The sequence below is a fragment of the Actinophytocola sp. NPDC049390 genome, assembly GCF_044466355.1.
GTDB lineage: Bacteria > Actinomycetota > Actinomycetes > Mycobacteriales > Pseudonocardiaceae > Actinophytocola.
Genome location: NZ_JBITMQ010000001.1, coordinates 1,441,219 through 1,462,829, shown reverse-complemented (window position 1 = coordinate 1,462,829; position 21,611 = coordinate 1,441,219). Strand labels below are relative to the sequence as shown.

General features: G+C 70.4%; 15 protein-coding genes and 1 pseudogene. 6 read left to right on the top strand and 10 right to left on the bottom strand.

The annotated features are described in order from the left end of the window. Positions 1–468: pseudogene (locus ACIBVP_RS06330) on the top strand (hypothetical protein); the annotation flags it as partial. 229 nt (positions 469–697) lie between these two features. Continuing rightward, positions 698–1,108 carry a hypothetical protein gene (locus ACIBVP_RS06325; RefSeq protein WP_396104892.1) on the top strand — a complete coding sequence of 137 codons (411 nt, stop codon included), beginning with the start codon at positions 698–700 and terminating at the stop codon, positions 1,106–1,108. Positions 1,109–1,319: 211 nt separating this feature from the next. On the opposite strand, the gene ACIBVP_RS06320 is transcribed toward ACIBVP_RS06325, so the two are convergent. After that, entirely contained in the window at positions 1,320–2,885 is a 1,566-nt protein-coding gene (locus ACIBVP_RS06320; RefSeq protein WP_396104891.1) for a helix-turn-helix domain-containing protein, read from the bottom strand. Between the two features lie 227 nt (positions 2,886–3,112). On the opposite strand from ACIBVP_RS06320, the gene ACIBVP_RS06315 reads away from it, so the two are divergent. Continuing rightward, positions 3,113–5,881, top strand: a complete 2,769-nt coding sequence (locus ACIBVP_RS06315) for a BTAD domain-containing putative transcriptional regulator (RefSeq protein ID WP_396104890.1) — start codon at positions 3,113–3,115, stop codon at positions 5,879–5,881. Positions 5,882–5,885: 4 nt separating this feature from the next. On the opposite strand, the gene ACIBVP_RS06310 is transcribed toward ACIBVP_RS06315, so the two are convergent. The 3 genes from ACIBVP_RS06310 to ACIBVP_RS06300 are packed head-to-tail and all read right to left on the bottom strand — an operon-like array spanning position 5,886 to position 11,436. Further along, on the bottom strand, positions 5,886–10,721 hold the full coding sequence (locus ACIBVP_RS06310; RefSeq protein ID WP_396104889.1) for an RHS repeat-associated core domain-containing protein: 4,836 nt from the start codon (positions 10,719–10,721) through the stop codon (positions 5,886–5,888). Continuing rightward, a complete protein-coding gene (locus ACIBVP_RS06305) occupies positions 10,718–11,023 on the bottom strand; it encodes a type VII secretion target (RefSeq protein ID WP_396104888.1) in 306 nt (101 codons plus the stop codon). Before ACIBVP_RS06305 ends, ACIBVP_RS06310 begins: the two co-directional genes overlap by 4 nt. A gap of 2 nt (positions 11,024–11,025) precedes the next feature. Continuing rightward, positions 11,026–11,436 (bottom strand): hypothetical protein, encoded by a 411-nt coding sequence (locus tag ACIBVP_RS06300; protein ID WP_396104887.1) that lies wholly within the window; start codon positions 11,434–11,436, stop codon positions 11,026–11,028. 363 nt (positions 11,437–11,799) lie between these two features. On the opposite strand from ACIBVP_RS06300, the gene ACIBVP_RS06295 reads away from it, so the two are divergent. Continuing rightward, positions 11,800–12,822: a peptidoglycan-binding protein gene (locus ACIBVP_RS06295; protein WP_396104886.1), complete on the top strand. Its 1,023-nt coding sequence runs from the start codon at positions 11,800–11,802 to the stop codon at positions 12,820–12,822. A 234-nt stretch (positions 12,823–13,056) separates the two neighbouring features. Here the strand turns inward: ACIBVP_RS06295 and sbnB are convergent, their stop codons facing one another. Further along, a complete protein-coding gene (sbnB, locus tag ACIBVP_RS06290) occupies positions 13,057–14,064 on the bottom strand; it encodes a 2,3-diaminopropionate biosynthesis protein SbnB (RefSeq protein ID WP_396104885.1) in 1,008 nt (335 codons plus the stop codon). 209 nt (positions 14,065–14,273) lie between these two features. Here sbnB and ACIBVP_RS06285 point away from each other — a divergent pair, with 209 nt between their 5' ends. Further along, entirely contained in the window at positions 14,274–15,578 is a 1,305-nt protein-coding gene (locus ACIBVP_RS06285) for an MFS transporter (RefSeq protein ID WP_396104884.1), read from the top strand. Then, positions 15,562–16,590, top strand: a complete 1,029-nt coding sequence (locus ACIBVP_RS06280; protein WP_396104883.1) for a LuxR C-terminal-related transcriptional regulator — start codon at positions 15,562–15,564, stop codon at positions 16,588–16,590. The genes ACIBVP_RS06285 and ACIBVP_RS06280 overlap by 17 nt, the downstream gene beginning before the upstream one ends. Positions 16,591–16,638: 48 nt before the next feature. Here the strand turns inward: ACIBVP_RS06280 and sbnA are convergent, their stop codons facing one another. The 5 genes from sbnA to ACIBVP_RS06255 are packed head-to-tail and all read right to left on the bottom strand — an operon-like array spanning position 16,639 to position 21,593. Then, the gene (sbnA, locus tag ACIBVP_RS06275) at positions 16,639–17,616 is read right to left on the bottom strand and encodes a 2,3-diaminopropionate biosynthesis protein SbnA (RefSeq protein ID WP_396104882.1); all 978 of its coding nucleotides are present in this window, start codon (positions 17,614–17,616) and stop codon (positions 16,639–16,641) included. Then, a complete protein-coding gene (locus ACIBVP_RS06270; RefSeq protein ID WP_396104881.1) occupies positions 17,613–18,896 on the bottom strand; it encodes a glutamate synthase-related protein in 1,284 nt (427 codons plus the stop codon). Before ACIBVP_RS06270 ends, sbnA begins: the two co-directional genes overlap by 4 nt. After that, positions 18,893–19,888 (bottom strand): asparagine synthetase A, encoded by a 996-nt coding sequence (locus ACIBVP_RS06265; RefSeq protein ID WP_396104880.1) that lies wholly within the window; start codon positions 19,886–19,888, stop codon positions 18,893–18,895. The genes ACIBVP_RS06270 and ACIBVP_RS06265 overlap by 4 nt, the downstream gene beginning before the upstream one ends. Beyond that, positions 19,885–21,156, bottom strand: a complete 1,272-nt coding sequence (locus ACIBVP_RS06260; RefSeq protein WP_396104879.1) for a methylaspartate mutase — start codon at positions 21,154–21,156, stop codon at positions 19,885–19,887. Before ACIBVP_RS06260 ends, ACIBVP_RS06265 begins: the two co-directional genes overlap by 4 nt. Further along, entirely contained in the window at positions 21,153–21,593 is a 441-nt protein-coding gene (locus ACIBVP_RS06255; RefSeq protein ID WP_396104878.1) for a cobalamin B12-binding domain-containing protein, read from the bottom strand. Before ACIBVP_RS06255 ends, ACIBVP_RS06260 begins: the two co-directional genes overlap by 4 nt. Between the last annotated feature and the right edge of the window lie 18 nt (positions 21,594–21,611).

Here is a 21,611-nt window from a genome sequence, read left to right as displayed (position 1 = left end):
CCGACCGTGCCGATGTGCCGGGTGGCCGAGCGCTACGGCGAGATGTTCGACGCCTACGCCGACCGGCTGAACGTCAACGACGGCACGCTGCTGCTGCCCGACATCGGCGGCACGGCGCTCACGACGCGGCTCGAGATCATCGACCTCGCCGGGCTGGCGTCCTATCGGATCGCAGAACTGCGGGGCGCGGGCGACATGGCCGGGTTGCGGGACCACGTGTTCGAGGAGGCCCGGCCGACGTTCATTCACACGCACGGCGCGTGGGACGCGGGCATGTCCGCCGACCCGCGGCTGAAGCGGGACTACGTATGGCTCTATCGGGGCGGCGGTACCGACAGCGACTGGGTACGCAAGGACGTCGCCGATGACGCCGATGTGGCCGCCGTGCGTTCGTACGCGGCGAGAACGGTGCCCGTGAAACGTGCCGCGGGCCCACTCCGCCACTGCACTGCTACGTACCGCGGGTAGCCGACGCCACCGGATGCCAGGGCACGGACCGAGTCTTGCGTGCCGACACTGCCGCGCGGGGCAGGGCTACGGCGGACCGGGAACGCGAAGGAGCGCGCGATTCGACTCGGGACGTGGCCGAGCAGGTGCGGCTGCGTTCAGAGGCGCGACGGTCCGGCTTCGTCGCGCACGCCGCCACACACGCGATGGACGCACTCGACCGGCTGGGCACATCACCGGTGGGATCGCCGTGACCGGTGGAGTCGCCGGTCACGTACGGGGCCGGGCCTTGCTGAACCGCAGGGTCGGCGCCGGACGGTGCCGTTCGTCTGGCCACCTCCCCGCGCTCACCGACGCGGTCGCCGTGGAGTTGCGTCTCGCCCAGCTCCGGCACGGCACCCCGCCTCCGCGCGACCTGGGCCGGGTCGTCTCATGTGGACAGGCCGGGATCATCGCCACGGCGTTGCCGTTCGTCCTGGGCAGCGACCCCGACAAGCCCGGCGCACGACGGTGGGCTTCGAGCACACCCAACCTGCTGAACGTCGCCGTGAGCCGCGCCAAACGCCGCCTCTACGTGATAGGCGACGTCAAGGCATGGTCCCCCTGGCCATACTTCTCCACACTGGCGCGGTCCCTGCCCCACACACAACCGCTCCCCTGACGTACCGACACCCTTGCACTGCTCACGCCGATCGGTCCAGCGCACGATGCACCCCAACGACCCGCGACCGTGAGCCGGTCCCGACGCTTCCCGGTTCACCCGTGGCGGCCAATGACGGGCAGCCATGGTCTCCCGCGTTCTTTTCCGGGCACGCGCTTCTCGCACGCGAGTTCGTGGTTCTGGGAGGTGAGTTCGCGGTTCCGGACCGGGGTCAGCCCAGTCTGAGCAGGATCGGGCTGCCGGTCACGGTGAGCGTGTCCTCGACCGACGTGCTGCCCCCGTCAAGGTCCTCGACCGACGTGGTGCCCGGCGCCGCGGGGACCTCCAGCCGCTGGTCGATGGTCCACCAGATCAGGAACTCCTTGTCGCCCAGCTCGAACCGGCACTGCCAGAGGTCGTCGGGCAGCCCGGCCTCGCGGCCTTGCCCGCAGGAGCGGATCTCGCTGCCGGCCAGCCACAGGTGCAGCCGTTCGACGTGGCTGGCGGCCTTCGTGTGCGGTCCGCCCGCCGGCTGCAGCACGATCGGGATCTTGGCGCTGCCCCAGTTGTAGAAGTACATGCGGCTGTACCCGGCGTAGAGCCCCGACAGGAAGAATCGGACCGCGTGGTCGGCGGCGCGGTCGGGGTCCAGTGTCGGCTGGGTGTTGATGTCGTACGCGGAGCCGGTGCTCCACATCCGGATGCCGGTGCCGTGCAGTGCGTTCTCGATCTCGCGCGCCAGCGGCAGCATCGTTTCCGGCGGGTCGATGTCCCTGCGGGCGGACAGTTTCACCGCGCCCCGGTCGCAGAGGTCGAAGCCGCCCAGCTGGGAGAACTCCCGCAGCTTGTCGAGCATGGCGGGATCCCACAGGTCACCCATCGACGGGCACACGACCTCCGCCTCCGGATCGGCCTTCCTGATCGCCTGACTCGCGAGCCGGGTCATCTCCACCAGTTCGGCCATCGACCCGGTGAAGAAGTCCGGATGGTTGGCCATGTCCCACAGCTCGTAGGCCCCGATCCGCCCGCGGTACTTCTCGGCCACGGTGCGCACGAAGCGTTCCCAGTCGGCCAGGTCGTCGGGCGGGGCCGCGCGCGACCCGTCGGTGAAGACCGACTTCGCACCGTTCGGGCTCGCCCAGTCCGGTGTGCCGCCGAACACGAAGACCACGGGCAGGTCGTCGCCCTCCGCGCCGGTCACCAGCCGCTCGATCGTCTCCCAGTTGAACTGCCCGCGCTTCGGCTCGAGGTTCTGCCACCGGGTGCGCGAGTTCCACAACCGCACGGTCCCGACCTCGAAGGCCGGCATCTGCCCGGTGTTGGAGTTGATCGTCACCCCGACGAACTCGGGCTCGATCGCCCGAGGTGCTGTCGTCCACATGGGTGCGGTGATCCCGGGCTCCGCGCGCTCGGCGGGCGGGTCGGCGACGCCACCTCCGCCGAGCAGCAGCCCCGTCACCGCGACGACAGCGGCGAGCGCGACCAGGGTGCGCCGGTGGCGTGACCGCGGCGCGGCCACGGGGGGCGGCTCCGGGGGCGGTGCGGTGGTACGGCCGAGGGCGGCGCGCTCCCACTGGCGGTACAGCCGGGCCAGCTCGTCGCGGTCGGCACGGCACGCGATGGCGATCGCCTCGACAGGCGCGAAGGTCGCCGGCACACCACGCCCCGTGCAGTACCGGTGCGCGGTCGATCGGCTCAGGTGGGCCTTCTGGCCCAGCTGCTCGTAGCTCAACCCGCTCCGTCGCTTCAGCTCCGCGAGGGCCGCGGTCAGCGCGCCCCCAGGATCCCCGCCCGTCATCGCACCTCCTGCGGAGCAGTGTCCCACTGGCGACACCACACCATCCCGAAATTTCACAATTTCCATCCCATGGGGCGGCGTCTCCGCAGGTCAGCCCGTCGAACTCGTCTCAGCGTCCCAACATGGGCCCAACCGGTTGTCCTGGTGCGCCGGGATGGACACCGTGGTCTCGGACCACGGCAGGCGTATTTCGTGCGGACGCTGTCCGTGCCCCGGAGGAGTGCAACATGGAGTTCGGTGTACTGGGTGAGCTGACCGCGGAGCTGGACGGTAGCGCGGTCGAGCTCGGTGGTGCCCGGCCGCGCACGGTGCTCGCCGCGCTGCTGCTCCGTGCCAACGAGACCGTGCTCACCGGTCAGCTCTGCGATGCGGTGTGGGACGAGCGGCCGCCTGCCGCCGAGTCCAATCTGCGGACCTACGTCGCCAAGCTGCGCCGCGGATTCGGGCCGGAAGGACACCGGTTGGCCACCACTCAGGGTGGCTACCGGTTGACCGTTCGTCCTGGCGAGTTCGACCTCGAGACGTTCGCCGAGCGCGCCGGCCGCGGCCGCGTGGCCCTCGCGAGCGGCGACAACGCCGAGGCGGCTCGTCACCTCGGCGAAGCGCTGCGGTTGTGGCGGGGAGCGGCGCTGCGGGAGCTGTCCCTCGGACCGTTCCTGCGTGCCGACATCGCCGCGTTGGACGAGAACCGCCTGCTCGCCCAGGAACAACACGTGCGAGCGCGGCTGGAACTCGGTCGCCATCGGGAGCTCGTCGGTGAACTGCGCACCCTGACGGTCGCGAACCCGTTGGCCGAGCCGTTCTGGGAACTGCTGATGCTCGCGCTGTACCGCTGCGGCCGGCAGGGCGACGCACTCGCCGCGTTCGGAGAGGCCCGCGCGGTGCTGGCGACCGATCTCGGCATCGAACCAGGTCCGCGACTGCGCCGGCTGCAGCAGCTGATCCTCGCCGGTGACCCGGCGCTCGCCCCGGCGCGGTCGGTGGTGTCCGGGATCAGCGCGCATCGCCAGCTTCCGATGGACATCGCCGAGTTCACTGGCCGCGAGAACGAGCTCCGTACGCTGTACCGGCACGCGGAGAACGCCGTCGGCGTCCCCGTGGTCGCGGCGGTGGAGGGTATGGCCGGCGTCGGCAAGACGCGGTTCGCCGTGCACGCGGCGCACGAGCTGGTGCACCGGCGGCAGTTCGACGAGATCCAGCTGTGGGCCGATCTTCGCGGATTCGATCCCGAGCTGTCGCCGGTCGACCCGTCGAGGGTGCTCGAGAGCTTCCTCAGCCTGCTCGGGGTGCCGAAGCAACTCGTTCCGGCTGGGCGAGAAGATCGCTCGGCGCTGTACCGGGACCGGCTGGCCGGCAAGAAATCGTTGGTACTGCTGGACAATGTCGAGTCGGCGGACCAGGTGCGGCCGCTGTTGCCCGGTGGCGCGACCGCCAGCCTCGTCCTGGTGACCAGCAGGCGCGCGTTGATCGGCCTGGACGGCGTCCAGCAGATCCGGCTGTCCACGCCGAGTACGGACGACGCGGTCGCGCTGCTGGCCACGATCGCCGGAGAGGAGCGGGTCACGGCCGAGGCGGACCAGGCGAAGCGGATCACCGATCTGTGTGGTCGGTTGCCGCTCGCGCTCGCGCTGGTCGCCCGCCAGTTGCGCAATCGTCCCCAGTGGTCCCTGAAGGGGCTGGCCGACCGGCTCGCGGTCGAGGGCGGCCAGATGAACCGGCTCCCGGGCAGGGAGATGGTGCGGACCACGTTCGACTTGTCCTACCGCGAGCTGAGTCCGGAGTCGCGGCGCATGTTCCGCGGGCTCGGCCTGCACTACGGTGACGAATGCTGCGTCGGCGCGTCGGCTCTGCTCGCCGGGGTCGGCCGGGAACAGGCCGAGGACCTGCTGGATGAGCTGGTCGACGAGAACCTCGTGCAGGAGAGCACGCCGGGCCGTTACCGCCTGCACGACCTGCTCCGGGGTTATGCGAGGGAATGCGGGAGCCGGGAGGACTCTCCGGTCGAGCAGAACGCCGCCGTGCGACGGTTGTTGGCCGGCTACCTGCACACCACGGCGGCCGCACGCCTGGCGTGTGACCCGCACGCACGTCCGGTTCCGGTGGACGACATCGAGGTCGACCGCTCGATGGTGCCGACGTTTCGCACCGCGGGCGAAGGGATGGCCTGGTACGTCCTGGAACGGTTCAACCTGGTCGCCAGCGTTCGCGCCGCCGCCGAGCGCGGCCACGCCGACATCGCCTGGCGGCTCACCCTCGTACTGCTGACCTTCTTCTACCTGACCAAGCACTGGGACGACTGGGTGGCCACCCACCGTTGGGCGCTGGACGCCACCACGAAAGCCGGTGACCCGACCGGGCAGGCGCACGCGCTGAACGGTCTCGGTGTCGCGTACAGCGATCTGCACGAGTGGGATGAGTCGATCAGCTGCCACCGGACGGCCGAGGAGTTGTTCGCCAGGGTGGGCAACACCCGTGATGCCGCCTGGAATCTGAACAACGTCGGCGTCGTCCACGACAACCTCGGCCGGTTCACCGAGGCGCTGCGGTGCTATCGCGCCGCGCTCGCGTTGTTCCGCGAGGTCGGTGACCGTCGCGGCGAGGGTTTGGCGCTGAACAACATCGGCGACGTGTTCCGGCAACGAGAGGAGTTCGCCGAGGCGGTCGGATACCTCAGGGACGCACTGACGGTTCAGGACGCCGCGGGTGACCGCGACGCGAAACGGTTCACCCTCGGTACGCTGGGCGACCTATACCAGGCGACCGGCGATCACGAGCGAGCAATCGTCACCTACCGCGACGCGGTGGTGATCAGCAAGGCCATCGACGACCGCAGCCGGGTCGCTTCGCTGCTGTGCCGCAGGGCGGACTCCCTCACGGCCGCCGGGAACCCGGCGGCCGTGAGGGAGAACCTGCGTGAGGCGCTCGCCATCTACACCGACCTTGGCGACCCCCAGGCCGACGCCATCGGCCGCCGGCTCGACGGATCCCGGACGTAGACCTCTATCCCCGCCTGTCCCAGTAGTACTTCCCCAACCGCGCAACCCATTCCCCCACGTCCCCGAACGAAGTGTCCTTACCGGCCAGTTTCATGATGGAGTCGATGGCACTCCCGGCCTTGCCCGCGAGCTCGGCGAGTTGCTCCGCGTCGTCGATCGCGCGCCGATGGGCGGCGTTGTCCTCGGACTTGACGATCTCCTTGATCTCCTCGGGCGTGAACTCCGGATCACCGTCGTCGTGTGGATCGAGGCCCAAGGGGTCGAACCAGGTCAGCGGGTTGTGCACGTAGGCGTGTGGGTTCGGTGCCGGGTCGAGGCCGAGCGGGTCCTCGCTGGTGAACCGCGCGTTCGCGGGGTCGTAGTACCGGTTCAGGTTGTAGTGCAACCCGGTCTCGACGTCGAAGTACTGGCCGGGGAATCGCAGCGGCGTCCGGTCGGCCGGTGCATGGGTCCGGAGCGGCTCGCCCCACAGCGTCGTCCTGCCGCTGAGACCGACGTTCCCGTCGGCGTCGACCAGTTCGGTCGGCGTGCCGACGAGATCGGTGACGATGGCGTAGAACGCGGCGTCGTTGCCGCCTGCCGGCCGTTCGGCTTGGGTGAGTGGCCGGAATCCGTCCGGCTGCCAGTCCCATGTGGTCGTCGCGGTCGCCGTCGTCTGTTCCACCAGCAGTGGACCGTCCCAGACGAAGTCGATCCGCTCGACCTGTGTGCCGTCCGGCCCGATCCGCAGCTTCGCCGTCCGCCTGCCGAGCGGGTCGTACCGGTAGCGCCACAACTGGCCGTCCGGTGTGGTGACGGCGGTCAGCCGGTCGTCGTCGTTCCACTCGTAACGCCAGATCCGAGGGGCGCTCGCCGTCGTGGTCTCCTGCCGGAGGACGAGCCGGCCCTCCCGGTCGTGCCGGTACCGGTTCAGGCCGGAACGCCGGATCAGCGTTCCGTGGTACTCCCGCCCGCCGTCCGAGGAGTGGCCGGGCAGTTCGGCGTTGGCGAGGTTTCCGCTGGCGTCGTAGGCGTACCGCTCATAGCTGAGGTCGTGGTACGTCGCTTCAACCCGCCCGTCCGCGTCGAGTTCGTAGCGACGCGCGCCGGTCAGCTGGTCGACCACCGCGTCGAGGTACCCGTCCGCGCGATACCCGTAGGAACGGCGCTGGAGCACCGCCGGACCGCGGGGGTCCTCGCCGCGGACGGTGAGGTGCTGGACCTTCAGCCGGTTGTTCTCGTCCCACTGCTGGGCCAGCGTTACCGCCGATCCGATAGTCCGCCGGACCTCGCGGCCCGCGATGTCGTAGTCGAACCGCAGCGTCTGACCGGACGTGTGCAACGCCATCGGCTTGCTTCTCGCGCCGTAGTCCCATGCACTGTCCACACCGGAGGGCGTACGCCGGTGCACGCGCCTGCCGCGCGCGTCGTAGGTGGAGGTGACCGTCCGCCCGTCACACGTCTCCGCGATCACCCGACCGAGGGCGTCCCGTCGGTAGGACAGCTCCGAGTCCGCGTTCGCCGCGGCGAGCAGCCTGCCCACCGCGTCGTACCGGAACGTCGTGACCCCGTCGTCCCGGCGCGACTCCACCACGTTGCCGAGCAGATCCCGCACGTAGTGGATGCGCCGGCCTTCTCCGTTGACCTTCTCGACGAGCTGGCCCGCCGCGTCGTAGCTGTAGCCGGTGACCCGGCCGTTGTAGTCGGTCTCCCGGATCAGGTTGCCGGTCGGGCCGTACTCGTACCGCCACACCAGCCCAGCCGGGTTGGTCACCGTCGTCAGCCGGAGTTCGGTGTCGTACCCGTACTCGAGCCGGGTGCCGTCGGAGTCGACAGCCGAGGTGGGCAGGCCGAAGTGCGTGTAGTCGGTGCGCCTGACGGTGCCGAGTGGATCGACGTGCTCGATCTGGTTGCCCTGGCCGTCGTAGCGCCACCGCTCGGTCGCGCCGTCCGGTCGGGTCCGCACAGCAAGCCGCCCCTCGATCGTCCAACCGAACCTGGTCACGCCGCCCACGCTGTCCACAACGGACGATATGCGGCCGAACGCGTCGTGGTCGTAGCGCGTGGTCTCGCCGCCGAACCCGGTGACCCTGACCGGAAGGCCAGCACCATTGGCCTCGATGGTCAGCTGGTTGCCGAGCGGGTCGGTGACCCGGCTGAGCGCGCCTCGGGCGTCGTGGTCGAACCTGGTGACCGCACCGGTCGGATCGCTCTCCGCGACCCGGTTACCCCGATCGTCGAACTCCTGGCGCCACACCGCACCGGTCGGATCGGTGACCGCGATCGGACGGCCGTTGTCCGCGTAGTCGATGGTGGTCACGCCACCGTCCGGCCGCACGATCTCCACCGGGTTGCCGTTGCCGTCGAAGCGGCGGCGGGTGGTCCGGCCGAGGGGATCCGTCCTGGCCACCATTCGGCCGACAGCGTCCCATTCGGACACTGTCGCGTTGCCGAGCGCGTCGATCTCGCGGGTCACCCTGCCTGCCGAGTTGTAGTGGTACACCTTGGTGTTGCCGAGGGAGTCGGTGATCGTGGTGACCTTGTTCTCCCGGTCGTAGGCAAACCGGTAGTCGAGGAAGCTGTCGGTACCGCTGGTGTGCACGCAGCGACCGGTTTCGTCGTAGTCGTAGCGGTTCCCACTGCCGTTGCGGTCCTCCCAGGCGGTGATCCGGTTCGCGTCGTAGGTGAACCGCATCGGCGTTCCGGAGGAGTTGACGACCTCCGTGAGCCGGCCGGCCCCGTCGTAGCCATAGGTCATCACGGTGTCCGGACCGAGCCGAAGCGCGGTGATCCGGCCGCTGTCGGACCGCACCGAGAGCCGATACCCACCCGAGTGCCTGATCTCGGTCAGAGTTCCACGGGCGTCGCGGAGAAAGTCGATCCGGTTGTCGTTCCCGTCGGTGATCGCCCGCAGCGGCCTGATCCGGTTCTGCCCGGAGAAGTGCAGGCGGCGGCCGGTCGCCGGATCGGTGATGACGTGCTCGTCTCCGGCTACGGCGAGCCGCAGCCGCGGCCCCCTCTCTGGCAGGACGTCCGTGCCGGGCTCCGGACTGGAATACCGCAGCAGCATGCCGTCCTCGGAGGCAAAGACCACCCGGTCATCGGCTACGTCGATCCGCTGGTCCACCGTGGACGCCCAGGAACGGCCGTACGAGACGCCGTGCCGGTAGGACGAGACGTGCACCCGGCGCAGCACCAGCGGCAGCACGCCCGGCAGCATGATGTCGCGCTGGGCCAGGATCATCTCGCCGGTGACGACGTCGATCGGGTCCGCCTCGGTCGGACGGTCTCCGGGTGGTGTCGACGTGTCGTGCTCGCCGTCATCGGCACCGTCGCCGAGCGGCTCGTCCGACGGCGCCGGCCCGTCCCAGGAATCGGGGTCGTGGCCCGGCTCGGAGTCGCCGGGCTCCGACCCGGGTTCGCCGCCGGGGCCGGATTCCCCGTCCGGGTCGCCCTGCGGTCCGTCCTCGATGCCGGGTTGACCGCCGGGGTTCGGACCGGGCTGACCGCCAGGATTCGGACCGGGTTGATCGCCGGGGCTGGGACCTGGCTGGGAACCGGGTTGGCTGCCGGGGTTCGGACCGGGTTGACCGCCAGGGTTCGGACCGGGCTGTCCGCCGGGGTTGGGACCGGGCTGGGAACCGGGTTGGCTGCCCGGGTTGTCGCCGGGTTGTGGGCCAGGGTCACCGTCGGGGTTGGGACCGGGCTTCTCGCCGGGTTGGTCGCCTGGCTGGGAGCCAGGTTCATCGCCGGGTTGCTGGCCGGGGTCTCCGCCGGGGTCGGGGCCGGGCTTCTCACCTGGCCGTTCGCCGGGTTGTGGGCCGGGGTTACCGCCGGGTTGTGGTACGGGAGTAGGGCCGGGGTCGGAATCCGGCTCGGACTCCGGTTCGGGGAGAAGGGTAGTAGTGCCGACGCCAGCGAGGAGACCGGCGAGGGCGGCACCAAGAGCGGTACCGAGGCCGCCAAGACCACTGCCGAGGCCGGCGAGAGCACCACCGAGACCAGCGAGGAGCTCCGAAGCGAAAGTGATGAGGGGGCCGAGATCGATACCCGGGCCATCGTCGGGTGGGTCGTCAGGCGGATCCTTGGGTGGGTCCTCGACGGGGTCGCCGGGCTTCCCGGCACCACCGCCGCCGGGACCGGAGAGCTCCTTCATCGCCGCGTCCAGCAGCGCCATTCCCTCCCCGATGGTCGCGCCCAGCGCGGCTATCGTCGCGAACAGCGCCTGGACGATCCTGATCACCTCGGCCGCGACCCGCATGATCACCGACGTCGTCTCGGCAACGATCGCGCTCGTATACGTGCCGGCCGCGATGAGCGCGGGAACGACCGTGCTGATCAGCCAGTCGACCAGCGCCACGACGATGTCGTTGATGTGCAGCCGCACGCCGGCGACGACTTCGCCGACGCGGACGACCAGGGTGCCGGTGGTGTCGTTCAGCACGCCGATACCCATCAGCGCGTCGACACGCACGTCGGCGAACCCGCGATAGGCGTCGGCTGCTTCGCCCTCCCACTCCGCGAGGTCCGCCTCGGTCCGCTGGTCGAGGAACGTGGCAGCCTCGGCGACCATGGCTCCGCTCCGCCGCCAGGCGTCACCGAACGAGATGATCGCGCCGGGATCGCCGGCCAGATCGTCGATGATGTCCTGTACGGGCTGCAGGAGGTCGACCGCGAACCCGAGCAGCGGCTCCATGCGCAGGGGTACGGTCGGGAGCATGGGCAGGCCGAGCACCCCGATCATGGCCGGGGGGACAGTGGTCTTCGTGAACCAGCTGCCGCCAAGGATGTGCTGGCTGGCCTTCCCTGCGGCCTCGTAAATATCCGAACCCCGGTTCAGTTCGGTGCCCGGCCCGGTCATCCGTGCATCCCGTCCATCGTCGCGGCGACGTCGTCTTCCTCGGCTTGGTACTCCTGCGCCGTCGTCGAGACCTCGAAGGCCATCTGGTCGGCGCACTGCACCGAGGCGAGCAGGGCATCGCGGCCCTTTGCCGCCAGTTGCTCCAACAGCGCCGAGAGTGCCTCGCCGAGCACGCCGTACGCGCCCGACGGCAGCGTCTCCTCTGCGGACTGACTCGCCTCTTCGAGCAGGTCACCGACCTCGCCGAGTGCGCTCGCGTGACTCCGCAGCGCGTCGATCACGACCTCGAAACCCTCTGGCATGGCTAGTCCTCGATCTCCCCGATAGGCAGGTGCCGTTCCGGCCGCTCCGCGACGCGCTCGGCCGCGAACCGCTGCTCGTACCGCTCGACCACCACCGCCATCGCCGGGTCGCCGCCGATCGACCCGAGTTCGGCGCGCAGCAGGCCTGGTAGCTGGGCCTGCGCCGACCTGATGGCCTCCAACACCGCGGCTCCGATTCGGTTGGTCGCCAGCTTGCGGACGGCGTCGGTGCCGACGACGTCGATCACCCCCCCGGTGTGATCGACGGTCACCGTGAACGCACCGCTCGCCGACGACGACGTCGCGGTGATCCGCTCAGTCGCCTCCCGCATGGCCTCCGCGTTGCGGAACCGGTCGACCACCTCCCGCTCGAGCGCCTCGACGCGGCGCAGCGATTCCTCGAAGGAACGCATACCTGCCCCCTGTGCAGCGAAACCGTGATTGCCTCTGCTGCACAACGGTGGCGAACCGGCCGCAGAAATCCAGCACATTCCGCGCACACGCCGCCCGGCACACGGCCTTCGACCAGCTCGCGTGTACGGCTCGACTTCCTGCCCGAGACCATGGAGGTGCGGTGGTCACCGACAACGCCATGGCCAATGTCTCTGGCCTGCTCAACGCGCGCTGAAGCTGGAAGCGGTGTCGATCCGGCGGGTGCGCGACCGGGCAGCGACGGTCGCCCGATAGGTCACGTTGTTGGGCGTCGTGTGTGATCCGTCGGCTGGCAACATCGCGGGTGTTTCGAGCCGGGGGTGGCAAGCACCGGAGGTATCCCGATGAACGAGCCCACCATCAAGCGTGGCTCCACAGAGGCGGACTGGGTCAACTACGCCAAACGGCTCCTCGACCAGTACTGGATCACGCCCGGCAGCATGGCGCTGCCCATGGACCAGGACGGCGTCTTCGACGAGGCCATGGAAGACCTGGTCAAGTCGTTCCAGGAGCGCGAGGGTCTCAGCCGCGACGGGAAGATCGGCCGAGACACGTGGGCGGCTCTCACGGGGAAGGCCAACGCCGCTGCCCATACCGACTACCGGCCGACGGCTGAGGACCAGGCTGCTGACCGGATGGCGCGGAACCCGCATGACCCTTCGATGACCGACGACAGCCGGTACCGGGTGGTCGACGGCGTCAAGGTCCTCGACATGAGCGAGGAGGAGATCGTCGTCACGCCTGGTGCCGTCGTCGACTGGAACGAGGTGGAGACTGACATGATCACGCGCGCCCGGCAGAACGTGCAGCAGCAGGTGCCGTGGTTCCACCAGGCAGTCGGCGAGTTCGCGGCCTCGTCGACCGCGTCGATCGGGCAGTGGGCGGCGCAGATGCGCCAGTTCGAGGAGGACGCGCGGGTCGAGCTGCCGTGGTCGATGATCGTCGACGGGCTCGACAGCGCTCTCGGGCTCGCGTTCGCCGGGCCGGGCGGGATGGCCGGCTGGGTCTACGACAAGCTGAAAAGCGCCGTGCTCACCGACCTCGTCGACGAGCTGGCGACGAAGAGCATGGTGCCCGGCCTCGAGCAGGGGCTCCTGGCCGGCGTCGCCGCGTTGAAGGAGAAAGTCGACGACAGCTTCGAGCAGGTGATCCACGACTTCGAGGCGGAAGGGGCTCAGCACATCACGGAGCAGATGCGCGAGTACACCCAGCTCTCGAACGACTCCGACTGGATCGACGAGATGGTCGCCTGGTTCGGCTTCCCCCGGAAGTCGGTCGACGAGATCAAGAGCCCGATCAGGGAGTGGCTCGACCACCAGCTCGGCGAGATGCTCCGGACCGCCGGCGACCAGGTCCTCAACGCCTGATCCGCCCCGGCTCCGTCCGGTTGGCACCACCGCTGGTTGAAGACAGCGACGGTCCAGGCCGTTGAAACCGGCCAGGTCGTCGAACTCGTCCTGCTTGAGATCGCGCGAGGGGATCAGCTGCAGCCGCTTGCGCACTGTGTAGGTGACGGGGCCGCGCACACCCGAGCCATGAGACATGGCGACCACACAAGCCGAACGGTGACAACGTGACGGCCGGGTTGGGGTTGGCCGGGGTCAACCCGCTGCCGGTACCCGCTCCGGCAGGAACTCCGGGAGATCGACGCCCAGACCTCGGGCCCGGGCGCTGTGGAAGACCAGGTTCGCCACCGCCATGTCCAGGACGCCCAAGCCGAACGGGGAGAACAGTGTCACGCGCTCACCGCTGCGGGGATGGGTCGCCCCGGCGGCCAGCAGCTCACCGATCGTCGACTGGATGAAGTCGCGGTGGCCGACCGTCTGTTCGGCCAGGTGGACCGACGTCGCCGCACGGCACACGTGGTCCCGGTCGTCGACCACGTTGGTCGCTGCCAGTACGCCGTCGACCGTGACGTCCCGCAGGGACACGTGAAGGACCAGTGTGCCCGGACGCACGGCGCTCAGGTCCATGTGCGGTGTGGTGGCCGTCGTCGCGATGCTGACCAGTTGGTGGGCCGCGAGGGCGGTGTCCAGGTCGGTCACCACCGTCGCCGCCAGGCCCAGGTCGACCGCGCACCGCCCGGCGAACGCCGCTGCCCGGTCGGCGTTCAGGTCGAACACGGCCACCTCGCGCAGCGACGGGTGCACCGCGCGCAGGAACCGCAGGACCTCGGTGTTGATCACGCCGCACCCGACCACCGTCACCCCCGTCACGGGGCCCGGGCCCGGCATGGTCGCCGACGCCAGGGCCGCGCTCGCCGCCGTTCGCCGGGCCGAGATCACCGACCCCTCCAGCAGGCAGAGCGGCCTCCCGGTGTCCGGTGAGTTCAGCACCACCACGGCCGACGCGCGTTCCACGCCTGCCGCCACGTTCCCCGGGAACGACGCGATCCACTTCATGCCGGCGACCGGTTCGGCACCGCCGAGGTAGGCGGGCAACGCGATGATGCGGTCGCGGGTGTTGTCCGGGAAGCGCAGGAACAACGACTCCGGCACCGCGGTCGCGCCACGTTCGTGCTCGACGTAGGCCAGGCGCACCGCGGCGAGCACGGCCTCCTCCTCGCCGTCGAGCACGTGCCGGACATCGGCGTTGCTGAGGATCAACATCGTCGCCGTTCCCTTTCGCTCTGGCCGCCGGACGGATGGCGGCCCCGCCAGCATGTCCGCGCGAGCGCGGCGGCGGCAGAGAAGAACCTGCAGCAGAACCGGCAACGGACGTTGCCGGTCCTTCCCTGGGGGATGTCGATCTCGACCGGCAAGGTCGGGAACCAGCCGGTGCGCGACCGGCACGGACGGTTCGACCAAGGAGGCTCCACATGAACGATGGCCCCCCTCGCACCCGCTCGGTGCGCGGGCTCGCCGGGGTGCTCGGCGCCGACCTCGTCTCGCTCACCGCCAACCGCCTGCTGCTCGTCGCGGTGCCGTGGTTCGTGCTCTCCTCCACCGGGAGCGTGGCCCAGACCGGTCTCGTCGCCTTCTGCCAGATCACACCGTTCGTGCTGGCGCAGGCACTCGCGGGTCCGGTCATCGACCGCATCGGCCCGCGGCGCATCGCGATCGCCGGTGATGTCGTCTCGATGGGTGTCATGGTCGTCGTCGGCCTGCTGCACGCCGTGGGCGGGCTGCACCTGTGGGCGCTGATGGCGCTCATGGCCGTGGCGGGCGCGGCGGAAGGACCCGCACGGTCCGCAAAGTCCGTCTTCATCCCGGCGGTCACCCGCGCGGCGGGCGCACCCATCGAGCGGGGCACCGGGCTCTCCACCGCCATCGAGCGCACCGCCACCGTCGCGGGGCCGGCCGCGGGCGGGTTCGTCGTCGCCGCGCTCGGCAACGCCGAGGCGCTGTGGCTCGCCGCAGGCCTGTTCGGGTTCGCGGCGCTGATCGTCACCGTCGCGCTCACCGACGACCTCACTCCGGAGCGGCCGAAGACGACCGAGGTCGGCGGGTACGCCGACCAACTGCGGGCTGGTGCCACGTTCCTGCGCGCTGACGGGCTGCTGCGCGCCATCACCGGCATGGTCGTCGTGACCAACCTGCTCGACCAGGCGTTCATCACGGTGCTGCTGCCCGTGTGGGCCCGCGAATCCGGGCACGGCGCCGAGACGGTCGGCCTGGTCGTGAGCGTCTTCGCGGCCACGTCGATCCTCGCCGCGCTCGTCGCCGCCACGATCGGCGGCAGGCTCCCCCGCCGCACCGTCTACATGGTCGGTTTCGTGATCGGCGGCGTGCCCCGGTTCGTCGCCATGGCCATGGGTCTGCCGCTGTGGGCGGTGCTCGCGGTCTTCGCCGTAGGCGGCCTCGGCTCCGGGTTCATCAACCCGATCGTCGGCGCCGTCACCTACGAACGCATCCCGGACCGGTTGCTCGGCCGGGTGCGCACGCTCAGCAACGCGCTCGCGTGGGCAGGCATCCCCTTCGGCGGGCCGGTCGCGGCCCTGCTGCTCACCACGTCAGGGCTCACCGGCTCCCTCCTGATCGCCGGCGGCCTCTACCTCGCCGCGATCGTCCTGCCCGGCATGCGGCCCGAGTGGTCACAGATGCGCCGGACCGCCTCACCGGTCGACGAGCCGGCACCGATCCAGCACGAAGAGAAAGGCATCGAGCATGTCCGTTCTGCCTGATCTGATGGCGTTACCCCGCATGGAAACCGGACCGGCGACCGGCTTCGCGCTCGACGCGACCACCGAGTCCGTCTACCAGGCAGTACACGAGCACCCCGGTGTCAGCGCTGGTGCGCTCGCCGAGCTGATGGCGCAGAGCGAGGTCACCGTCCGGTTCGCCGTCGAGCACCTCGCGAGCCTCGGCCTGGTCACCCGGGTGAACGGCGGTGAGGGCTGGACGGCCATCGAGCCCGAGCTCGGCCTGGCCGCGCTGCTCGCCCGGCAGCAGGGCGAGCTGGCCCGCCACCAGCAACAGGTCGAGGACAGCAGGCTGACGGTGGCGCGGCTGCTCGCCAACGTCGGGCGGCGGCAGCGGCACGACACCGTGGGCGTCGAGTGGGTCGTCGGCGGCCCGACCGTGCGGGCCCGCACGGTCGAACTGGCTGCCGGGTGCGCCGAGGAGTGCCTGTCGATGCGGACGGCCACCGACCCCGGCACCGCCCGCACCGTCGACGAGGACCTGCTCACCCGTGGCATCAGCGCGCGCTCGATCGTGCTGGACAGCGCCCGCAACGACAAGCAGGCGATGGCCGCGCTGCGGCGGGAGGCGGAAGCGGGCGCGGAGATTCGCACCCTGCCGGTGCTGCCCGCGCACGTGCGGATCTTCGACCAGCGCCATGCCGTCGTCTCGGTCGACAACCTCACCGGTGTCGTGGGTGAGCTGGTCGTCAGCTGCGACGCCGTCGTCGGTTCCTACGTCACCCTCTTCGCGAAACTGTGGGCCGAGGCCGAGCCGCTGGCCGACCGCACGTCGCGCCGTCGGGACTCGCTGTCCCCGCAGGAGGTGCACGTCCTGAAGCTGTGGGCCCAGGGCCACACCGACGCCTCCGCCGCCCGCCGGATGGCGGTCTCCCTGCGCACCGTCCGGCGCCTGTCCGACCGGCTCACCGAACGCCTCGGCACCCGCGGCCGCTTCCAGCTCGGTGCCGTCGCCATCACCCGCAACCTCATCGACCCGTCCGAGATCCTCTGAAGCCACCGCCGTGCCCCCGGCGCCACCCCAGGGGCACGGCGTTCGTCGTCACCTGTCCGCGGCGGTGACCAGCGGGCTGTCGGCGACCTCACCGAACTGCTCGCGCACCCACTCGTCGTCGTAGACGGTCCGCAGGTACCGGTCGCCGAGGTCGGGTGAGATCGCCGCGACCCTCGGCCTGCCGAGGAACCGCTCCTCGTACGCCGTGATCGCCGCGAGGACCGACCCCGTCGAACCGCCCACCAGCAACCCGGTGTTGCGGGCGATGCGGCGGCACTCACGGACCGCGTCCCGCTCCGCCACGTGCACGATCTCGTGCGCGAGCGCCGGCCGGCACAGCTCGGGACGGCGGCTCGCACCGAGCCCCGGGATGCGCCGGGGACCGGAAGCCGCGCCGAAGGTCACCGAACCCACCGAGTCCACGGCGATGATCCGCGTGTGCGGCGAGTGCTCCCGCAGGTAGGTGGCACAGCCGACGAACGTACCGGTCGAGCCCGCGCCCACGAACAGGTAATCGATGTGCTGCAACCCGTCCAGCAGGCTCTTCGCGGTCCGCTCGAAGTGCGCGGCCGGATTGGCCGGGTTGGCGTACTGGTTGAGCCACACCATCTCCGGCCGGTGCCGCAGCTGCTCCTGGATGTAGTCGATGCGGGAGTTCAGGTAGCCGCCGTTGACGTCGGTCTTGCGCACGATCACGACCTCGGTGCCCAGCGCGCGCATGTGCGCGATGGACGACTCGGACGTGTTCGGGTCGACCACACAGGTGAAGTCGTAGCCCTTGGCCGCGCAGATGCAGCTCAGCGCGACGCCGAGGTTCCCGGACGAGGACTCGATCACCGGCACGCCGACGGACAGCGCCCCTCGGCGTTCTGCGTCCTCGACGAGCCCGACCGCCGTCTTCAGCTTGATCGAACCGGCCGGGTTGAGCCCCTCGACCTTCAGGAAGACGTCGGCGTGCCGGGACAGGTACGGCAGTGCGACGAACACGTCGTCCATGACGACGTCCATGGCGTTGGCGTAGATCACGCGAAGACCTCCCCCTTGCTGTGGACAGCGGAGACTTTGGTGGCGGGGTCCCACAGGTCCTCGGGGCCCGGCTCGTGCGCCGCGTACTTGCCGAGTGCGCTGATCAGCATCCGCATCTCGCACGCGAGCGACTCCGCGAACCGGACGAGGCCGTGCTCGGAATCCTCGTCGACCGCGACGAGCGCGGCGCGGCCGACGCCGACCGCACGTGCGCCCAGCGCCAGCACTTTCACCGCGCGTGCGCCGTCGTGGATCCGTCCGCTCGCGAGCAGGGTCCCCACCGGGCGGCCGATCCGCCGCAGGCACTCGGCAAGCGGCAGGCCGACCTGGTCGACGAAGACGTTCGGCGCCCAGCCGGTGCCGCCCTCGGCGCCGTCAACGGTCACCGCGTCGGCGCCGGCCTCCCAGGCGATGGCGGCGGCCTCGGCGACGTCACGGGCGGGCGGCAGCTTCACCCAGCACCTGGCGCGCGGGTAGTTGTTGCGCATGAGGTGGACCTGCTGGCGCAGGATCTCACCGATGAACGTGCCGGGACTGCTGGCACGCAGCACCTGCCCGTCGCCCATGCGCTGCAGCGCGTACTGCTCCTCCAGCCGGGCCGCGGTCCGCTCGTCCACCATCGTCAGGCCGCCGAGCCCCGGCTTGGCGCCCTGGCCGACCTTCAGCTCGAACGCCAGGCGCCCGGAGTCCATCAGCTCCCGCACGGCAGGGTCGGTGTAGACGTTGTTCCACACCTCGGCGTTGGCGTCCTCGGTGCTCTGCTGGACGACCACGCCGCCGATGCCGGTGTCGTTGGCGTCGGTGTAGGCGGCGATGCGGGCCAGCAGGGCCCGGTGCTCACCGTCGGCGCGGAAACCACTGACCGGGGCGACGTTCTCGCCGATGACCATCGGCAGGCCGAGTCTGCCCGCCTGCGCCGCGAGCGCCGTGCCCGCGGCGGCCACGCTCGTCGAGCCGAGCGCGGACAGGTACAGCGGCATGGGTGCGTCGAACCCGCCGATCGACGTCGCCAGTGAGGCGTCGTCGTACAGCGGTTCCCGGCCCAGTTCGATCAGCATCTCCAGCCGTCGCGGCATGAACACCGGCGGCACCAGCCGCAGCGCGTCGATCCCGTCCCGGGGCGCGGCGGGGTTCGCGCCGAACACGGCGGAGCCGTACTCCGACAGGTCCGGGAAGATCGCCGCCGCACCCTCGCGTGCCCGGCGCCGCACGTCGGCTTCGGGGAAACCGTGTGCTGTCAACGAGTTCGGAGTCATCGGTTCGCTCGCAAGCTCCCTCACGGCGACACCACCCCCGGCAGCTTCGGGTAGGCGTTGGCCTGCCAGACCGAGTCGAGGCCCGCGACCCAGCGGGTCAGCCGCTCCAGGCCGATGCCGAAGCCCGCGCTACCCGGGATGCCCTGGCGCACGACGTCGAGATACCACCGGTACTTCGCCGGGTTCTCGCCGGTCTCCCGCATGCGCGTGACGATCCGCGCGTAGTCGGACTCCCGCTCGCCGCCGCTGCAGATCTCGCCGCAGGACTCGGGTGCGATCAGGTCGAAGCTCATCAGTGTCGAGGGCCGCTCCGGGTCCTCCTTGTCGTAGAAACCGCGCGAGCCCTTGGGGTAGTCGACGATGAAGAACGGCCGCGAGGACTGCCCGGAGATGTGCTCCTCGGCCTCCCACTCGATCTCCGTGCCCGGGTGCGAGTGCCCGATCCTGCCGAGGACCTCGCCGTGGGTGAGCACGTCGAACGGATGCTCCACGAAGGACGCCAGCACGTCCGTGTCGCGGCCGATCGCGCGCAGCGCGTCGCCCTGGGTCTCGATGGCCGTGCGCACCATGTGGCGCACGAGCCGCTCGACGAGCGAGATGGCGTCCTCGCGGGAGGCGCCGGCCAGTTCGACGTCGATCTGGTGGAACTCCGCGAGGTGGCGGTGCGTGGCACTGGTTTCGAGGGGTTCGAGCCGCACGTTCGGCGCGATGAAGAAGACCTTGTCGAACGCGACGAGCGAGGCCTGCTTGTACAGGATGGCGCTCGCCATGAGCTTGTACTTGTGGCCGTAGTAGTCCACGTCGACCTGCTTCGCGCCACGTGCGCCAGGATCGGTGACCGGGCCGATGAGCGGCTGGAACAGTTCGACGGCGCCTTCGCCCGCCATCAGCTCGCGTGCGCCTGCCACGAGTGCCTGCTGGATCTTCAGCACCGCCTGCGTCCTCGGCGACGTCAGGTGCTCGCGCGGGCTGGGCACGACGTCCACTGTGGAGGGCCGGTTCAGCTGTGTGGTCATGAGAGCAGTTCCTTCTGTCGTCCGGAGAGTGGTGCGGTGTCGTAGTGGTTCCTGACGTAGGACAGGGCCCCCAGGAGTTCGGTGGCGGTCATCCCGTTCGTGTCCGCCCCGGTGGCCGGCTCGAGGACGGGCAGGGTGCCGGTCGCCGCCCACCGGAGGCGGCCGTCCCCGGCGATGTAGCTCCTGGTGCGGCCCCCGTTGTCGGGGTGCAGGCAGTACGGCACGTCGAGGAAGCCGAGGGCGAACGCGGCGGTGAGCGCACGGCCGATGTCGTCGTGCAGGTCGAGGACCCGGTCGATGATCTGCCGTGCTTCGGCCTCGATACCCGTGGACTCGGGGGCGCGGTCCGCTCGTTCGACGTGCGCCGCGGCGGCCGCGGCGATGCGCAAGGCCGTCACGTTGTCGTCGATCGACGGGATCTGGCTGGCCTCCGCGGGCGTCTTGACGATCAGGCGGGCCGCGCCGCCGCGCTTGGCGAGCCGGGCCGCGGCCGCGAGCAGCTCCAGCGAGCCACTGCGGGTGGCCGGGTAGAGGCCCATGTACGCGTAGACCACGACGTGCCAGGAGATGCCGGGAAGCAGGTCCGCCGCGATGTCGTGCAGCGCGCGCACGGCCTCCTCGTCCTGGCCCGGGTGCGTCTGCTGCGCGTAGCTCAACGAGACGCTCGTGATGCCGTGCTGTGCGAAGAACATGCCTTCCAGCACGGCGACCGCGATCAGCAGCGACGGCGGGCACAACTGGCCGAGCAGGCACCCGCCGAAGCTCTCCAGGTGCGGGGTCGCGCCGGACGAGGCCAGCTCGGCGAACCGCTTCGTGGCCTCGCGCCACGCCGCGACCGAGCGGTTCACGGGGGTGCGGCCGTAGGGCAGGCAGTACGAGATCGGGCCGCCCTCGGTGGCGTCGAGACCAGCGGCCACGAGCGCGTCGACGATCGGGCCGGGTGCCGCGGAACCGTGACGCACCTGCACGGGGAAATCGGGTGCCCGCACCCCGGCCAGCATCTCACGGGTGACCTCCGGCCCCAGGTTCACGATCGGGTAGCCGTTCAGCTCGTCGCCGGCGTGGATGGCGCGTGCGGCCGTGGCGAAGTCACCGACCCGGGTGTAGCTGTCGAGAGTCAGGGTGCCGACGGTTCGCGGGCCCGCGTTCCTGGTGGCGAGGAGTCCGGCGCGCATCCGGTCGACCGTGCCGAAACCCATGCGGGGCTGGACGACCAGTTCGCCCGTGCGCGCGGCCTCGGCCATGAAGGCGTGGAAGGTGCCGGTCATGCCCGCCTCGCGTACCGCTGTGCCGCCACGCGGGCGAGCAGCTTCTGGAAGTCCGGCACGGCGGTGTCACCGACGAGCACGGCGTCGTAGCCCGCCGCCAGCAGGCCGGGCGCTGCGTCGCGGGACCGGTCCTCGCTGACGCACAGCTTGCCGCCGATCGAGACCGGTACCTCGGCCAGTGCGTGTTCGGCACGCAGCGCCGCGATCACCTGGCGGGCGTCCTGGGCGCCGTGCCCGTTCACCGTGCTGAGCACGATGAGGTCGGGGATCGTGCGCAGCGCCTCGTCCACGAGCATCGCGGGCGGCACGCACGCGCCGAGGTTGTGCACGGTCCAGCCGTTCTCCTCCAGCAGCAACTGGACGAACAACAGGTTCCAGGTGTGGGAGTCCGACGGTGTGCCGGCGAGGACCGCACGGGGTTTCGGTCGGGTTTCCACGGTGCAGCGGGGCGACAT

What these genes read in the sequence shown, in the direction of transcription:
- ACIBVP_RS06320 (WP_396104891.1), bottom strand. Translation starts at nt 2,885, where the DNA reads ATGACGGGCGGGGATCCTGGGGGCGCGCTGACCGCGGCCCTCGCGGAG.
- ACIBVP_RS06315 (WP_396104890.1), top strand. Translation starts at nt 3,113, where the DNA reads ATGGAGTTCGGTGTACTGGGTGAGCTGACCGCGGAGCTGGACGGTAGC.
- ACIBVP_RS06310 (WP_396104889.1), bottom strand. Translation starts at nt 10,721, where the DNA reads ATGACCGGGCCGGGCACCGAACTGAACCGGGGTTCGGATATTTACGAG.
- ACIBVP_RS06305 (WP_396104888.1), bottom strand. Translation starts at nt 11,023, where the DNA reads ATGCCAGAGGGTTTCGAGGTCGTGATCGACGCGCTGCGGAGTCACGCG.
- ACIBVP_RS06300 (WP_396104887.1), bottom strand. Translation starts at nt 11,436, where the DNA reads ATGCGTTCCTTCGAGGAATCGCTGCGCCGCGTCGAGGCGCTCGAGCGG.
- ACIBVP_RS06295 (WP_396104886.1), top strand. Translation starts at nt 11,800, where the DNA reads ATGAACGAGCCCACCATCAAGCGTGGCTCCACAGAGGCGGACTGGGTC.
- sbnB (WP_396104885.1), bottom strand. Translation starts at nt 14,064, where the DNA reads ATGTTGATCCTCAGCAACGCCGATGTCCGGCACGTGCTCGACGGCGAG.
- ACIBVP_RS06285 (WP_396104884.1), top strand. Translation starts at nt 14,274, where the DNA reads ATGAACGATGGCCCCCCTCGCACCCGCTCGGTGCGCGGGCTCGCCGGG.
- ACIBVP_RS06280 (WP_396104883.1), top strand. Translation starts at nt 15,562, where the DNA reads ATGTCCGTTCTGCCTGATCTGATGGCGTTACCCCGCATGGAAACCGGA.
- ACIBVP_RS06265 (WP_396104880.1), bottom strand. Translation starts at nt 19,888, where the DNA reads ATGACCACACAGCTGAACCGGCCCTCCACAGTGGACGTCGTGCCCAGC.
- ACIBVP_RS06260 (WP_396104879.1), bottom strand. Translation starts at nt 21,156, where the DNA reads ATGACCGGCACCTTCCACGCCTTCATGGCCGAGGCCGCGCGCACGGGC.